Genomic DNA, 15,556 nt, shown 5'->3' with positions numbered 1-15,556 from the left:
GAGTGTGGCAACGGTGCCGGATGTGGCGCGAGCGCCTTATCCGGTCTACGTTTTAATGCCAGCAAAAATGGTGAATCACCTGGGTAATCAATTCACGGGTGGGCTTGATAAAACGCGTCTCCAGATATTCATCAGGCTGATGGGCTTGATTGATTGAGCCCGGGCCTAGCACCAGCGTCGGGCATAGCGTCTGAATAAACGGTGCTTCAGTACAGTAGTTCACCACTTCGGTCTTTGCACCGAGCAATTTCTCAACCACTTCAACCAGTTGATGATTTGGCGGGCATTCATAGCCTGGGATCGGTGGGTGCAACTCTTCGACCGTCAGACGGCCCGGCCAGCGTTCGCTCACCGGAGCCAGCGCGTCGTTGAGCAAACCATTAAGTTCGTTGAGCGTCATGCCCGGCAGCGGGCGAATATCCATATGCAACTCACAGCAGGCGCAAATTCGGTTAGAGGCGTCGCCGCCATGAATATGCCCGAGGTTGAGCGTGGGATACGGCACGGTAAACGCTTCATAGTGATAACGTTCTTTAAGATTATCGCGCAATTGCAAAATATGGCCGATGGCGTCGTGCATCAGTTCAATAGCGTTAACCCCGCGCGACGGATCGCTGGAGTGGCCCGACTGACCCATAATTCGAATGGCATTTGAGATGTGGCCTTTATGCGCGCGTACCGGTTGCAGCGACGTTGGTTCGCCAATGATGGCGCAATCCGGTCGCAGGGAGGTGGTTTCGGCAAAATAACGCGCTCCTGCCATACTGGTTTCTTCATCGGCAGTCGCCAGAATGTAGAGCGTTTTTTTCAGTTTAGTGACGTCGACATCGCGTAGCGCATCGAGGATAAACGCAAAAAAGCCTTTCATGTCGGCGGTGCCTAAGCCGTAAAGCTTGCCGTCATGCTCCGTCAGTGTAAACGGATCGCGCGTCCAGCGACCGTCATCAAATGGCACCGTATCGGTATGCCCCGCCAGCAACAAGCCGCCAGCCCCCTGTCCGGTACTTGCCAGCATATTAAATTTGTTGCGAGTTCCTGGCACAGGCTGCACTTCCACATTGAAGCCTAAATCTTTAAACCAGTCCGCCAGCAGAGTGATTAAATCTGCATTACTTTGATCGAGTGCCTCTTCCGTGGCGCTTATTGAAGGTGTGGCAATCAGAGCGCGGTAAATCTCGATAAATGGCGGTAATTTGTTTTTCATTGTTGACACACCTCCGGTCATGATAGTATCAATATTCATGCAGTATTTATGAATAAAAATACACTAACGTTGAGCGTAATAAAACCCACCAGCCGTAAGGTGAATGTTTTACGTTTAGCCAGGCAAACAGACATAAGAAGGTGAATAGCCCCGATGTTGAATACGCTGATTGTGGGTGCCAGTGGTTACGCTGGCGCAGAGCTAGTGACCTATGTAAATCGCCATCCGCATATGAACATAACCGCTTTGACTGTCTCAGCGCAAAGCAATGATGCGGGAAAGTTAATCTCCGATTTGCATCCGCAGCTCAAAGGCATCGTTGATCTGCCGTTGCAGCCGATGTCGGATATCAGCGAGTTTAGCCCAGGGGTGGATGTGGTGTTTCTCGCCACCGCCCATGAAGTTAGCCACGATTTAGCGCCGCAATTTCTTGAAGCGGGCTGTGTGGTGTTCGACCTTTCCGGCGCATTTCGCGTTAACGACGCCGCCTTCTATGAAAAATATTACGGCTTTACCCATCAATACCCGGCATTGCTTGAGCAGGCGGTCTATGGCCTGGCGGAGTGGTGTGGCAATAAATTAAAAGAAGCGAACTTGATTGCGGTGCCGGGCTGTTATCCGACGGCGGCACAGCTGGCGCTGAAACCGTTGATTGATGCCGATCTTCTCGACCTCAGTCAGTGGCCGGTGATTAACGCCACCAGCGGCGTGAGCGGTGCAGGGCGTAAGGCAGCGATTTCAAATAGCTTTTGTGAAGTGAGCCTGCAACCGTATGGCATCTTTACCCATCGCCACCAGCCGGAGATCGCTACGCATCTCGGTGCTGACGTCATCTTCACCCCGCATCTGGGCAATTTCCCGCGCGGTATTCTCGAAACCATTACCTGCCGCCTGAAACCGGGCGTGAGTCAGGCGCAAGTGGCGCAGACATTACAGCAGGCGTATGCGCATCAACCGTTGGTGCGTCTGTATGACAAAGGCGTTCCGGCACTAAAAAATGTCGTCGGGCTGCCGTTTTGCGATATCGGATTTGCCGTTCAGGGCGAGCATCTGATTATTGTGGCGACCGAAGATAACTTACTGAAAGGCGCGGCGGCACAGGCAATCCAGTGTGCCAATATTCGTTTCGGCTATGCCCAAACGCAGTCTCTTATTTAAGGGTGCAATGATGAATCCATTAATTATCAAGCTGGGCGGCGTACTGCTGGATAGCGAAGAGGCGCTGGAACGGCTGTTCAGCGCACTGGTGAAATATCGTGAGTCACATCAGCGTCCGCTGGTTATTGTCCACGGCGGCGGCTGCGTGGTGGATGAGCTGATGAAAGGGCTGAATCTGCCGGTGAAAAAGAAAAACGGCCTGCGGGTGACGCCTGCGGATCAGATAGACATTATCACCGGAGCGCTGGCGGGAACGGCAAATAAAACCCTGCTGGCATGGGCGAAGAAACATCAGATTGCGGCCGTAGGTTTGTTTCTCGGTGACGGCGACAGCGTCAAAGTGACCCAGCTTGATGAAGAGTTAGGCCATGTTGGACTGGCGCAGCCAGGTTCGCCTAAGCTTATCAATACGTTGCTGGAAAACGGTTATCTGCCGGTGGTCAGCTCCATTGGCGTAACGGACGAAGGGCAACTGATGAACGTCAATGCCGACCAGGCGGCGACGGCGCTGGCGGCAACGCTGGGTGCAGATCTGATTTTGCTCTCCGACGTCAGCGGCATTCTCGACGGTAAAGGGCAACGTATTGCCGAAATGACCGCCGCGAAAGCGGAACAACTGATTGAGCAGGGCATTATTACCGACGGCATGATTGTAAAAGTGAACGCGGCGCTGGATGCTGCGCGCACGCTGGGCCGTCCGGTAGATATCGCCTCCTGGCGTCATGCGGAACAGCTTCCGGCACTGTTTAACGGTATGCCGATGGGTACGCGGATTTTAGCTTAAGTTTTGTTGGCCGGAGGCGCAGCTTTCCGGCATTGATTTTCAACATAAGGAAACAGAGTTATGGCACTTTGGGGCGGGCGTTTTACCCAGGCAGCAGATCAACGGTTCAAACAATTCAACGACTCACTGCGCTTTGATTACCGTCTGGCGGAGCAGGATATTGTTGGCTCTGTGGCCTGGTCCAAAGCCCTGGTAACGGTAGGCGTGTTAACCGCAGAAGAACAGGCGCAACTGGAAGAGGCGCTGAACGAGCTGCTGGAAGATGTTCGCGCCAGGCCACAACAAATCCTCGAAAGCGACGCCGAAGATATCCATAGCTGGGTGGAAGGCAAACTGATCGACAAAGTGGGTCAGTTAGGCAAAAAACTGCATACCGGGCGTAGCCGTAATGATCAGGTAGCGACTGACCTGAAACTGTGGTGCAAAGATACCGTTAGCGAGTTGCTGACGGCTAACCGTCAGCTGCAATCGGCGCTGGTGGAAACCGCACAAAACAATCAGGACGCGGTGATGCCAGGTTACACTCACCTGCAACGCGCCCAGCCGGTGACGTTCGCTCACTGGTGCCTGGCGTATGTTGAGATGCTGGCGCGTGATGAAAGCCGTTTGCAGGACGCGCTTAAGCGTCTGGATGTCAGCCCGTTAGGCTGTGGCGCACTGGCGGGAACGGCCTATGAAATCGACCGTGAACAGTTAGCCGGCTGGCTGGGTTTTGCTTCGGCGACACGTAACAGTCTCGACAGCGTTTCTGACCGTGATCATGTGCTGGAACTGCTTTCTGCTGCCGCTATCGGCATGGTGCATCTGTCGCGTTTTGCTGAAGATCTGATTTTCTTTAACACCGGCGAAGCGGGGTTTGTCGAGCTTTCTGACCGCGTGACTTCTGGTTCATCATTAATGCCGCAGAAGAAAAATCCGGATGCGCTGGAGCTGATTCGCGGTAAATGTGGGCGGGTGCAGGGCGCGTTAACTGGCATGATGATGACGCTGAAAGGTCTGCCGCTGGCTTACAACAAAGATATGCAGGAAGACAAAGAAGGTCTGTTCGACGCGCTCGATACCTGGCTGGACTGCCTGCATATGGCGGCGCTGGTGCTGGACGGCATTCAGGTGAAACGTCCGCGTTGCCAGGAAGCGGCGCAGCAAGGTTACGCGAACGCCACTGAACTGGCGGATTACCTGGTGGCGAAAGGCGTACCGTTCCGCGAGGCGCACCATATCGTGGGTGAAGCAGTGGTGGAAGCCATTCGTCAGGGCAAACCGCTGGAAGAGCTGCCGCTCAGTGAGTTGCAGAAATTCAGCCCGGTGATTGGCGAAGATGTCTATCCGATTCTGTCGCTGCAATCGTGCCTCGACAAGCGTGCGGCAAAAGGCGGCGTCTCACCGCAGCAGGTGGCGCAGGCGATTGCTTTTGCAAGGGCGCGGTTGGGGTAAGAACATTTATATGTACAAATTTGAGCCTGGCTTATCGCCGGGCTTTTTTATGGCAAAAAAAAGCGGATCCTGGAGATCCGCAAAAGTTCACGTTGGCTTTAGTTATTCGAGTTGAGAAACTCTCGAAACGGGCAGTGACTTCAAGGGTTAAAAGAGGTGCCGCTCCGTTTCTGTGAGCAATTATCAGTCACAATGCTTGATAGGGATAATCGTTCGTTGCTATGCTACCTATCGCCATGAACTATCGTGGCAATGGAGGATGGATAATGAATATTCGTGATCTTGAGTACCTGGTGGCACTGGCCGAGCACCGCCATTTTCGGCGTGCGGCAGATTCCTGCCACGTTAGCCAGCCGACGCTTAGCGGGCAAATTCGTAAGCTGGAAGATGAGCTGGGCGTGATGTTGCTGGAGCGGACCAGCCGTAAAGTGTTATTCACCCAAGCGGGAATGCTACTGGTGGATCAGGCGCGTACCGTGCTGCGCGAGGTGAAAGTCCTTAAAGAGATGGCAAGCCAGCAGGGGGAGACGATGTCCGGGCCGCTGCATATTGGCTTGATTCCCACGGTTGGGCCTTACCTGTTGCCGCATATTATCCCGATGCTGCACCAGACCTTTCCGAAGCTGGAAATGTATTTGCATGAAGCCCAGACCCATCAGTTACTGGCGCAACTGGACAGTGGCAAACTCGACTGCGTGATCCTCGCGCTGGTGAAAGAGAGCGAAGCATTCATTGAAGTACCGTTGTTTGATGAACCCATGTTGTTGGCAGTCTATGAAGATCACCCGTGGTCTAATCGCGAATGCGTGCCGATGGCCGATCTGGCAGGGGAAAAACTGCTGATGCTGGAAGATGGTCACTGTCTGCGCGATCAGGCAATGGGCTTCTGCTTTGAAGCTGGAGCGGATGAAGATACACACTTCCGCGCGACCAGTCTGGAGACGCTGCGCAACATGGTGGCCGCAGGTAGCGGGATCACTTTATTGCCTGCGCTGGCTGTACCGCCAGAACGCAAACGCGATGGCGTCGTTTATCTGCCGTGCATTAAGCCGGAACCACGCCGTACCATTGGTCTGGTTTATCGTCCAGGCTCACCGCTGCGCAGCCGCTATGAGCAGCTGGCAGAGGCCATCCGCGCAAAAATGGATGGCCATTTCGATAAAGCGTTAAAACAGGCGGTTTAAGCCGTTTAATGCCGCTACCCGATAGGCTTCCGCCATGGTCGGGTAGTTAAAGGTGGTGTTGACGAAGTACTCAATAGTGTTGCCGCCACCTTTCTGTTCCATAATCGCCTGACCGATATGAATAATTTCGGCAGCGCGCTCACCAAAGCAATGGATCCCCAGAATCTCTTTCGTTTCCCGATGGAACAAAATTTTCAGCGTACCCACGTTCATGCCAACGATTTGTGCACGTGCCAGATGTTTAAACTGGGCGCGGCCTACTTCATACGGTACTTTCATCGCGGTCAGCTGCTGTTCGGTTTTGCCCACAGAGCTGATTTCTGGGATGGTGTAAATACCGGTAGGGATATCTTCAATCAAGTGCGCGGTGGCTTCACCTTTTACCAGCGCCTGCGCGGCAATGCGCCCCTGGTCATAGGCCGCTGAAGCCAGGCTTGGATAACCAATCACGTCGCCCACCGCGTAAACGTGCGGCTGCGCGGTCTGATACATGCTGTTGACCTTCAGCTGTCCGCGACTGTCAGTTTCCAGCCCAATGTTCTGTAACGCCAGCGAATCGGTATTACCCGTGCGACCGTTGGCATAGAGCAGACAGTCAGCTTTCAGTTTTTTGCCCGACTTCAGATGCATGATCACACCGTCGTCACAGCCTTCGATCTTCTCGTACTCTTCGTTGTGACGAATCACTACGCCACTGTTCCAGAAGTGATAGGAGAGCGAATCTGACATCTCTTGATCGAGAAACGCCAACAGGCGATCGCGGGTATTGATCAGATCTACTTTTACATCCATACCGCGGAAGATCGACGCATATTCACAGCCGATCACTCCAGCACCGTAAATAAGTACATGGCGCGGTTCGTGGTGCATGCTAAGAATTGAGTCGCTGTCGTAAATGCGTGGATGGGTGAAATCGACGTCTGCTGGATGATAAGGGCGTGAGCCGCAGGCTATGACAAATTTTTCTGCGGTTAACGTTTCGACCGTGCCGTCCGGGCAGTCCAGCGCCAACGTATGCTCGTCAACAAAGTGAGCGTTCCCCTGCAATATTTCACAGTGATTACGTTCGTAAAATCCCTGACGCATGCGCGTTTGTTGATTAATCACGTTATCGGCATGGTTAAGGATATCGGCAAAAGAAGAGCGGAGCAGTCGGGAATGGTCGCTGTAAAGTGGGTTTTGATTGAATTCTATAATGCGGCTGACGGCGTGACGGAGAGCTTTCGACGGGATAGTGCCCCAGTGGGTGCAACCGCCGCCAACATTTTGATAACGCTCGATAACTGCGACGCGCGCACCTTGCTTAACAAGACCCATTGCAGCGCCTTCGCCGCCGGGGCCGGAACCTATTACTATGGCATCGTAATCGTAGGAATGTGGCATGGTAGGGCTTACCTGTTCTTATACATAAAAGCAACAGAATGGTAACATTTTATCGCGGGTAAGCCAATTGATCCCCGTCATTTATCTGGCTATATCGTGAGCGGCCTTTGCTTTGTCTTCCTCCTTCTTATTTTATTTATTCACTATTAATTGCTTTTTCTTATGGCTGATAGTTTTATCTTGTTGAAGTGTGCTTTTTTGTTATTGTCTATGTTAAATATTCTTATAAAACAAACATATAAATATTTTATATTGATGCCTTATTTGTATTTATACCATCAATAAAATCCGTTAATTAACCTGTTTATAAGTGAATAAAGGAATAGTCGATGATCGAACACTATATTCGTGGGTTTGAGGAAGAGTTGCGCGAGATCCGCCACCAAATCCACGAAAACCCGGAGTTGGGGCTACAAGAATTTAAAACCAGTGCTCTGGTTGCGGAAAAGCTGCGCCAGTGGGGCTATGAGGTTGAGCAAGGGCTGGCGACGACGGGGATAGTGGCCACGTTAAAAGTGGGCGACGGAGAGAAAAGTATTGGCCTGCGGGCGGATATGGATGCGCTGCCAATTTATGAAAATAGTGGCAAGCCCTGGGTCAGTAAACATCCCGGTTTAATGCACGCATGCGGGCATGACGGCCATACCACGATATTACTAGGTGCTGCGCGTTATCTTGCCGAAACTCGTCGTTTTAACGGCACGTTACGTCTTATCTTCCAGCCCGCAGAAGAGATGATTAACGGCGGCGAGATTATGGTCAAAGAAGGTCTTTTTGACCACTTCCCCTGCGATGTGATTTTCGGCATGCACAACATGCCGGGCTTGCCGGTTGGCAAGTTTTTCTTCCAGCCAGGGGCGCTAATGGCGTCAATGGATCAGTTCCACATCACAGTTCGCGGCTGTGGAGGGCATGGCGCAATTCCTCACAAAGCCATCGATCCGGTGCTGGTCGCGGCACATATCACCACTGCATTACAAAGCATTGTGTCGCGCAATGTCGATCCGCTGGAAGCGGCGGTAATTACCGTTGGCAGCATTGTTGCAGGAGAGGCGGCTAACGTCATTCCTGACAGTGCTGAGATGAAAATCAGCGTCCGCTCTCTTAGCCGCGATACCCGACAACTTCTTCTGACCCGTATTCCGGCTCTGGCGCAAGCCCAGGCTGCCAGCTTTGGCGCTACGGCTGAGGTTACGCATGTTAACGGTACACCGGTATTAGTAAATGACGAGGAGATAGCGCGCTTCGCCTGGCAGGTGGCGTGTAAAACGTTTGGTGAAGATCGGGCCGAGTTTGGCATCAAGCCCCTGATGGGCAGTGAGGATTTCTCTTTCATGCTGGAAGCCCAGCCGAAAGGCGCTTTTTTGCTGTTCGGTAATGGCGATGTCGGGGAAGGTTCCTGCATGGTGCATAACCCGGGCTACGACTTCAACGATGCAAGTCTGGTCCCGGCGTGCAGCTACTGGGGCGCACTGGTAGAAGCCTGGCTGCAATAAATAAAACAACACACAACAACACTTTCTGGCAAGGAACATGGAATGACGGCGATCGTAAATGGAAGCGTGATTGTGAAGAAAAAGCCCAGCGGTAAGCGGGTGATTTTTGCTTCGGCGTTTGGCAATGCGCTCGAATTTTTTGATTTTGGCGTTTACAACTTTTTTGTGGTCTATATCAGTACGCTTTTCTTCCCGCCCAGCGCTGATCATAATGTCGCGCTATTACTGGCATTTGCAACGTTTGGCGTGAGTTTTTTTATGCGCCCGCTTGGTGGAATTATCGTCGGGGCCTGGGCCGATCGTTTCGGACGCAAACCCGCGATGGTGTTCACCATTGCCCTGATGAGCCTCGGTACGCTGATGATCGGCATCGCGCCGACCTATGCGACGGCGGGCTATTGGGGAACGGCGACGTTGGTACTGGCGCGTCTGATTCAGGGTGTTGCGGCAGGTGGTGAAGTCGGCGCCTCAATGTCTTTACTGGTTGAATCAGCTCCGGCAAATCGTCGTGGTTTTTACAGCAGTTGGTCGCTGGCGACCCAGGGGCTGGCAACGACCTTTGGTGGTGTTGTCGCTTTAGGTCTGAGCACTTGGCTACCGTTTGCCACAGGTTCAGAAACCGTAATGGCAGAATGGGGCTGGCGTGTGCCATTTTTTATTGGCGTGTTATTAGCACCGATCGGTTGCTGGTTGCGTCTGAGCCTGGAAAATGACGTACCTGAACCTGTACACAATAAAAAAGCTGCTGCCAGCGAAAGCGCGTTCTCTCTGCTCCTGCAACATAAAGCGACTATCATTAACGGCGTTTTACTCGCTATCGGTAGCACGGTAGCAACCTATATTTCCCTCTTTTACTATGGCACCTGGGCGGCGAAGTATCTGGCAATGCCTCAACACTATTCTCATGCAGCGATGTTACTGGCGGGGGTAATTACGTTTGTGGGCGCGCTGTTGGTGGGGATGCTATGTGATTCGGTCGGGCGTAAAAAGCTGATTTTAATCTCCCGTGTGATGGTGCTGATCTGTAGCTGGCCGTCATTCTGGTTGTTGGTGAATTACCCAAGCCCCGGCATGTTGCTGACGGTAGTTTTCGTGATGGTCAGCTTTACCACGCTTGGTGGGGTACCAGTGATGTTGTTGATCTCTGAACTGTTGCCGAAACGGATTCGGGCATTGGGTTTTGCGCTGGTTTATAGCATTGGTGTAGCAATCTTCGGCGGTTTTGCGCAATATTTCGCCACGCAATCCATCGTGTTACTGGATAGTCTGACGGCTCCGGCGTGGTATCTGGGCGGAGGCACGTTGCTGTCGATGCTGGCGTTATTGTTTGTAAAAGAACCGGCCAAAGAGTTGCAGTAAATGTGTTTTATTGCGCTACCGTTCATTCACAACACTGGAGCAATCCAGTATGTTCATTCTCTGGTATAGTGCCAGCAGTACTTTTGGCAAGGATTCAGACATCGTGATGGGCGTAAGAGCGCAGCAAAAAGAAAAAACCCGACGTTCGCTGGTAGAAGCCGCATTTAGCCAATTAAGTGCTGAACGCAGCTTCGCCAGCCTGAGTTTACGTGAAGTGGCGCGTGAAGCGGGCATTGCTCCCACCTCTTTTTATCGGCATTTCCGCGACGTAGACGAACTTGGCCTGACCATGGTTGACGAGAGTGGTTTGATGCTGCGTCAGCTTATGCGCCAGGCGCGTCAGCGTATCGCTAAAGGCGGGAGTGTGATCCGTACCTCGGTATCCACATTTATGGAGTTCATCGGTAATAATCCTAACGCCTTCCGGTTATTATTGCGGGAACGCTCCGGCACCTCCGCCGCGTTTCGTGCCGCCGTTGCGCGTGAAATTCAGCACTTCATTGCGGAACTTGCGGACTATCTTGAACTCGAAAACCATATGCCGCGCGCGTTTACTGAAGCGCAAGCCGAAGCAATGGTGACGATTGTCTTCAGTGCGGGTGCCGAGGCGTTGGATGTCGGCGTCGAACAACGTCGGCAATTAGAAGAGCGACTGGTACTGCAACTGCGAATGATTTCGAAAGGGGCTTATTACTGGTATCGCCGTGAACAAGAGAAAACCGCAATTATTCCGGGAAATGTGAAGGACGAGTAATGAAACAAGCAAATCAAGATAGAGGTACGCTGCTGCTGGCGTTAGTTGCTGGCTTATCGATTAATGGTACTTTCGCAGCGCTGTTTAGCTCCATTGTGCCATTTTCTGTATTCCCGATTATTTCCCTGGTGCTGACGGTTTACTGCCTGCATCAACGCTATCTTAATCGCACTATGCCGGTCGGCTTGCCGGGTCTGGCAGCTGCCTGTTTTATTCTCGGCGTTCTGCTTTATAGCACTGTGGTTCGTGCAGAATATCCGGATATCGGTTCTAACTTCTTCCCGGCTGTGCTGTCCGTTATTATGGTGTTCTGGATTGGCGCGAAGATGCGTAACCGTAAGCAGGAAGTTGCTGAGTAATCGGTATCATGCCGGATGCTGGCGCATCCGGCATGGGGTTTACTTCGCGGTCAGTAATACGCCGCACTCCATATGGTGCGTGTAGGGGAACTGATCAAACAGAGCCAGACGTTCAACCTTGTGCGTCTGGCTTAATGTTTCCAGATTCTTACACAGCGTTTCCGGGTTGCAGGAGATATACAGAATACGCGGATATGCCTGCACCATTTTCTCGGTTTCACTGTCCAGACCGCTGCGCGGTGGGTCGACAAAAATGGTTTCGCACTGATAACTCTTTAAGTCGATCCCTTGCAGGCGGTTAAACTCGCGCACACCATTCATCGCCTGAGTAAATTCTTCCGCCGCCATACGAATAATTTGTACGTTATCAATATGGTTAGCTGCGATGTTGTATTGCGCGGCAGCGACCGACGGCTTGGCGATTTCGGTGGCTAATACCCGATCAAAATTGCGCGCCAGTGCTAATGAAAAGTTACCGTTGCCGCAGTACAGCTCCAGCAAATCGCCTTTTGAGCCTTTGGTGACGTCCAGCGCCCATTCCAGCATCTGAATATTCATCGCCGCGTTTGGCTGGGTGAAACTGTTCTCCACCTGACGGTAGATCATCTCTTTTCCGGCGACCGGCAGACGCTCGTCGATGTAATCTTGATCCAGCGCGATTTTGGTTTTCGTTGCCCGACCAATCAGATGCACATTCAGATTCTGCGCGCGCAACGCATCGCGCAGGGCTTCCGCCTGCTGACGCCATTCGTCATCCAGCTTTTTATGGTACAGCAGAGAAACCACCGCCTGATTACTCAGCGTGGTGAGGTAATCAATCTGGAACAACTTGTGGCGCAGAACGGGATTATTACGCACACCCGCAATCATCGCCGTCATCAACTGGTTGATGAGTTCACTGGCGGCAGGGAAGCTATCCACGCGGATACGGCTTTTGGTTTGTTGATCGAAAATGATGTGGTACAGGTCATCGCCATCGTGCCAGATGCGGAACTCTGCACGCATCCGGTAATGGCTGACCGGCGAGCGAAACACTTCCGGAACCAGGTCAGAAAACGGTGCCATCATACTTTGCAAACGTACCACTTTTTCGGCTAACTGCGCTTCATACTGTTCTGTTGGAAGGTGTTCGGGGGTCATGATGTATCCTGAAAAATTAAAGTACGCGGCGATTGTAGGGATTGCTCATCAGATGTCCAGATCTTGATGAATTCCTATTTGTGAGCTACGTCTGGACAGTAACTTGTTACAACCTGTAGCATCCACTTGCCGGTCCTGTGAGTTAATAGGGAATCCAGTGCGAATCTGGAGCTGACGCGCAGCGGTAAGGAAAGGTGCGATGATTGCGTTATGCGGACACTGCCATCCGGTGGGAAGTCATCATCTCTTTGTATCTTCAGATACCCCTCCAAGCCCGAAGACCTGCCGGCCAACGTCGCATCTGGTTCTCATCATCGCGTAATATTGATGAAACCTGCGGCATCCTTCATCTATTGTGGATGCTTTACAATGATTAAAAAAGCTTCGCTGCTGACGGCGTGTTCCGTCACAGCCTTTTCTGCTTGGGCACAGGATACCAGCCCGGATACTCTCGTTGTTACTGCTAACCGTTTTCAGCAGCCAGTAAATACTGTCCTTGCACCTACTGATATTGTTACCCGTGAGGATATTCAACGCTGGCAGTCGAAAGACCTCAACGATGTTATGAGTCATCTCCCTGGTGTAAATATCTCTCAAACTGGTGGAATGGGGACGAGTTCTTCTCTTTATGTTCGTGGCACTGAATCGCGCCATGTTTTGGTGTTGATTGATGGTGTGCCGATGGCTCGTGCCGGTATCGACAATGCAATTGATATTAGCCAGTTCCCGGTATCACTTGTACAGCGTGTTGAATATATTCGTGGGCCGCGTTCTGCCGTTTATGGTTCTGGTGCCATCGGAGGTGTGGTGAACATTATTACAATGAGTAATGATGAGAACGCTCAGATCAACGCAGGAATGGGTACAAATGGTTATCAAGCCTATGATGGAGTAATAAATAAACGTTTTGGCGATACGATGGTAACAGCAGCAGGCGCTTACCAGACGACCAAAGGTTTTAACATTCAGCCTGGCTCACCATACAGTGGTGATAGCGATCGCGATGGATATCGCAACAAACTTTTCTGGGGGGGGCTGCAGCATAAGTTTAACGATAACTTCTCGGGGTTCTTCCGTGGGTACAGCTACACAGCTAATAATGATTACGACCAGGGCTCGATGTATGGTTCTGCTACCGGCAACGAAGAAGCTCAGAATTACAACCAGTCCTGGGATACTGGCCTACGCTATAACTCCGGCATCTATTCGTCTCAGTTAATTGCTAACTATCAACGACTCAAGAATTATAACTACACAAATAATCTTGGTCGTTATGCGGGAGATGCCACCCTGGATGACATGGAACAGCGTTATATTCAGTGGGGTAATAGCATTGAGGTTGGGCATGGTGCAATTAGCGGCGGGATCGATTGGAAACAGGAAAAACTGACGTCCAGCAGTATTACAAAATCAGATGATTACAAACGCGATACCACCGGGTTATACCTGACTGGACAGCAACAGATTTCCAATGTGACTTTGGAAGCTTCAGGCCGAGAAGATCATGATGAACAGTTTGGCTGGCATGGTACCTGGCAGACAGCTGCTGGTTGGGAGTTTATTGATGGCTACCAGGCAACACTTTCTTACGGTACCAGTTTTCTTGCACCTTCTCTTGGACAGCAATACGGGGCTGCTCGCTTTGCTTCAATTTATGGTCCAGGTATTGCAGCCAACCCAAATTTGAAGCCAGAAGAATCTAAACAGTGGGAGATTGGAATTGAGGGGGTAACTGGGACTCTGGATTGGCGGCTCTCAGGATATCGTTATGAAATTCAGAACCTGATTGATTATAAAAGCATAAATAATGTCAACCAGTACATTAATGTGAAATCAGCCACGATTAAAGGGCTGGAATGGACGGGAAATATTACAACCGGTCCCGTTGAACATCGCTTGACGTTACAATATGTTGACCCGCGCGATGATGAAACAGATAAAGTGCTATACCGTCGGGCAAAACAGCAGGTTAAGTACGAGTTGACTGGACAAGCTTATGGTTTCGAATGGGACGTTTCTTACCAATATATAGGTCAACGATACGACAACGCTTATGACGAGATCTCTGGTTCATCACATACAGTTAAATTAGGCGGTGTGAGCTTGTGGGATCTTGCGGTTGCATATCCGGTCACCTCTCACCTGACAGTTCGTGGTAAAATAGCTAACCTGTTCGACAAAGATTACGAGACAGTCTATGGCTACCAAACTGCAGGACGGGAATACACCTTGTCTGGCAGCTACACCTTCTGAACCACGTCCCACCGTGCTGGTGTTTGATTCCGGCGTCGGTGGGTTGTCGGTCTATGACGAGATCCGGCATCTCTTACCGGATCTCCATTACATTTATGCTTTCGATAACGTCGCTTTCCCGTATGGCGAAAAAAGCGAAGAGTTTATTGTTGAGCGTGTGGTGGAAATTGTCACCGCCGTGCAAGTGCGTTATCCCCTTGCGCTGGCTGTGGTCGCTTGCAACACCGCCAGTACCGTCTCACTTCCTGCATTACGCGAGAAGTTTGCGTTCCCGGTTGTCGGTGTCGTTCCGGCAATTAAGCCAGCGGCACGCCTGACAGCTAATGGCATTGTCGGATTGCTGGCAACTCGTGGTACGGTAAAACGTTCTTATACCCACGAGCTAATCGCGCGTTTCGCTAATGAATGTCAGATAGAGATGCTGGGCTCGGCAGAAATGGTTGAGCTGGCTGAAGCGAAGTTGCATGGCGAAGAAATCTCTCTGGATGCGCTAAAACGTATCCTGCGCCCGTGGTTAAGAATGAAAGAGCCGCCAGATACCGTTGTTCTGGGTTGCACCCATTTTCCTCTACTACAAGAAGAACTGTTAAAGGTGCTGCCAGAGGGAACCCGGTTGGTGGATTCTGGCGCAGCGATTGCCCGCCGAACGGCCTGGCTGCTGGAACATGAAGCTCCGGATGCGAAATCTGCCGATGCGAATATTGCCTTTTGTATGGCAATGACGCCAGAAGCTGAACAGTTATTACCCGTTTTACAGCGTTACGGCTTCAAAACGCTCGAAAAACTGGCAGTTTCAGGCTGATTTGGTTGAATGTTGCGCATTCGGAAAATTATTTTAAATTTCCTCTTGTCAGCTCAGAATAACTCCCTATAATGCGCCACCACTGACACGGAACAACGGCAAACACGCCGCCGGGTCAGCGGGATTCTCCTGAGAATTCCGGCAGAGAAAAGCAAAAAAATACTTGACTCTGTAGCGGGAAAGCGTAATATGCACACCCCGCGCCGCTGAGAAAAAGCGAAGCGGCACTGCTCTTTAACAATTTAT

General features: G+C 51.4%; 13 protein-coding genes and 1 riboswitch. Of the genes, 10 read left to right on the top strand and 3 right to left on the bottom strand.

The genetic code is table 11. The features are described 5' to 3' along the window. Positions 1-52 precede the first annotated feature (52 nt). Positions 53-1,204 (bottom strand): acetylornithine deacetylase, encoded by a 1,152-nt coding sequence (gene argE, locus FEK66_RS00065; protein WP_138211384.1) that lies wholly within the window; start codon positions 1,202-1,204, stop codon positions 53-55. A 153-nt stretch (positions 1,205-1,357) separates the two neighbouring features. Here argE and argC point away from each other — a divergent pair, with 153 nt between their 5' ends. The 4 genes from argC (at position 1,358) to oxyR (ending at position 5,764) form a co-directional block, all read left to right on the top strand. Further along, positions 1,358-2,362, top strand: a complete 1,005-nt coding sequence (gene argC, locus FEK66_RS00060; protein ID WP_138211383.1) for an N-acetyl-gamma-glutamyl-phosphate reductase — start codon at positions 1,358-1,360, stop codon at positions 2,360-2,362. A gap of 7 nt (positions 2,363-2,369) precedes the next feature. Further along, a complete protein-coding gene (gene argB, locus FEK66_RS00055; RefSeq protein WP_130206548.1) occupies positions 2,370-3,146 on the top strand; it encodes an acetylglutamate kinase in 777 nt (258 codons plus the stop codon). Between the two features lie 60 nt (positions 3,147-3,206). Next, entirely contained in the window at positions 3,207-4,580 is a 1,374-nt protein-coding gene (gene argH / locus FEK66_RS00050; RefSeq protein ID WP_131161583.1) for an argininosuccinate lyase, read from the top strand. Positions 4,581-4,846: 266 nt separating this feature from the next. Next, positions 4,847-5,764, top strand: a complete 918-nt coding sequence (gene oxyR / locus FEK66_RS00045; protein WP_130206544.1) for a DNA-binding transcriptional regulator OxyR — start codon at positions 4,847-4,849, stop codon at positions 5,762-5,764. On the opposite strand, the gene sthA is transcribed toward oxyR, so the two are convergent. Continuing rightward, positions 5,747-7,147: a Si-specific NAD(P)(+) transhydrogenase gene (gene sthA / locus FEK66_RS00040; RefSeq protein ID WP_135495366.1), complete on the bottom strand. Its 1,401-nt coding sequence runs from the start codon at positions 7,145-7,147 to the stop codon at positions 5,747-5,749. The genes oxyR and sthA overlap by 18 nt on opposite strands. Before the next feature lie 329 nt (positions 7,148-7,476). Here sthA and FEK66_RS00035 point away from each other — a divergent pair, with 329 nt between their 5' ends. From FEK66_RS00035 to FEK66_RS00020, 4 genes are all read left to right on the top strand, one after another. After that, positions 7,477-8,643 carry a M20 aminoacylase family protein gene (locus tag FEK66_RS00035; protein WP_135495365.1) on the top strand — a complete coding sequence of 389 codons (1,167 nt, stop codon included), beginning with the start codon at positions 7,477-7,479 and terminating at the stop codon, positions 8,641-8,643. 42 nt (positions 8,644-8,685) lie between these two features. After that, the gene (locus FEK66_RS00030) at positions 8,686-10,002 is read left to right on the top strand and encodes a citrate-proton symporter (RefSeq protein ID WP_130206540.1); all 1,317 of its coding nucleotides are present in this window, start codon (positions 8,686-8,688) and stop codon (positions 10,000-10,002) included. A 103-nt stretch (positions 10,003-10,105) separates the two neighbouring features. Next, a complete protein-coding gene (gene fabR, locus FEK66_RS00025) occupies positions 10,106-10,756 on the top strand; it encodes an HTH-type transcriptional repressor FabR (RefSeq protein ID WP_001309117.1) in 651 nt (216 codons plus the stop codon). Further along, entirely contained in the window at positions 10,756-11,115 is a 360-nt protein-coding gene (locus tag FEK66_RS00020) for a YijD family membrane protein (protein WP_000806411.1), read from the top strand. Before fabR ends, FEK66_RS00020 begins: the two co-directional genes overlap by 1 nt. Before the next feature lie 39 nt (positions 11,116-11,154). On the opposite strand, the gene trmA is transcribed toward FEK66_RS00020, so the two are convergent. Further along, positions 11,155-12,255 carry a tRNA (uridine(54)-C5)-methyltransferase TrmA gene (trmA, locus tag FEK66_RS00015; RefSeq protein ID WP_000187026.1) on the bottom strand — a complete coding sequence of 367 codons (1,101 nt, stop codon included), beginning with the start codon at positions 12,253-12,255 and terminating at the stop codon, positions 11,155-11,157. Positions 12,256-12,368: 113 nt separating this feature from the next. After that, positions 12,369-12,560: riboswitch (cobalamin riboswitch) on the top strand. A 64-nt stretch (positions 12,561-12,624) separates the two neighbouring features. Between trmA and btuB the strand changes: the two genes are divergently transcribed. Together btuB and murI are read left to right on the top strand one after the other, a co-directional pair. After that, on the top strand, positions 12,625-14,508 hold the full coding sequence (btuB, locus tag FEK66_RS00010; protein ID WP_135495364.1) for a TonB-dependent vitamin B12 receptor BtuB: 1,884 nt from the start codon (positions 12,625-12,627) through the stop codon (positions 14,506-14,508). Continuing rightward, complete coding sequence (murI, locus tag FEK66_RS00005; RefSeq protein WP_135495363.1) at positions 14,453-15,310, top strand: glutamate racemase; 858 nt, start codon at positions 14,453-14,455, stop codon at positions 15,308-15,310. The genes btuB and murI overlap by 56 nt, the downstream gene beginning before the upstream one ends. The last annotated feature ends 246 nt before the right edge of the window (positions 15,311-15,556 follow it).

This window comes from Escherichia sp. E1130, from assembly GCF_005781065.1.
Taxonomy (GTDB): Bacteria; Pseudomonadota; Gammaproteobacteria; order Enterobacterales; family Enterobacteriaceae; genus Escherichia.
The sequence above is the reverse complement of the archived record's forward strand: the minus strand, read 5'-3'. Positions and strand labels throughout refer to the sequence as shown.

What these genes read in the sequence shown, in the direction of transcription:
- argE (WP_138211384.1), bottom strand. Translation starts at nt 1,204, where the DNA reads ATGAAAAACAAATTACCGCCATTTATCGAGATTTACCGCGCTCTGATT.
- argC (WP_138211383.1), top strand. Translation starts at nt 1,358, where the DNA reads ATGTTGAATACGCTGATTGTGGGTGCCAGTGGTTACGCTGGCGCAGAG.
- argB (WP_130206548.1), top strand. Translation starts at nt 2,370, where the DNA reads ATGATGAATCCATTAATTATCAAGCTGGGCGGCGTACTGCTGGATAGC.
- argH (WP_131161583.1), top strand. Translation starts at nt 3,207, where the DNA reads ATGGCACTTTGGGGCGGGCGTTTTACCCAGGCAGCAGATCAACGGTTC.
- oxyR (WP_130206544.1), top strand. Translation starts at nt 4,847, where the DNA reads ATGAATATTCGTGATCTTGAGTACCTGGTGGCACTGGCCGAGCACCGC.
- sthA (WP_135495366.1), bottom strand. Translation starts at nt 7,147, where the DNA reads ATGCCACATTCCTACGATTACGATGCCATAGTAATAGGTTCCGGCCCC.
- FEK66_RS00035 (WP_135495365.1), top strand. Translation starts at nt 7,477, where the DNA reads ATGATCGAACACTATATTCGTGGGTTTGAGGAAGAGTTGCGCGAGATC.
- FEK66_RS00030 (WP_130206540.1), top strand. Translation starts at nt 8,686, where the DNA reads ATGACGGCGATCGTAAATGGAAGCGTGATTGTGAAGAAAAAGCCCAGC.
- FEK66_RS00020 (WP_000806411.1), top strand. Translation starts at nt 10,756, where the DNA reads ATGAAACAAGCAAATCAAGATAGAGGTACGCTGCTGCTGGCGTTAGTT.
- trmA (WP_000187026.1), bottom strand. Translation starts at nt 12,255, where the DNA reads ATGACCCCCGAACACCTTCCAACAGAACAGTATGAAGCGCAGTTAGCC.
- btuB (WP_135495364.1), top strand. Translation starts at nt 12,625, where the DNA reads ATGATTAAAAAAGCTTCGCTGCTGACGGCGTGTTCCGTCACAGCCTTT.
- murI (WP_135495363.1), top strand. Translation starts at nt 14,453, where the DNA reads ATGGCTACCAAACTGCAGGACGGGAATACACCTTGTCTGGCAGCTACA.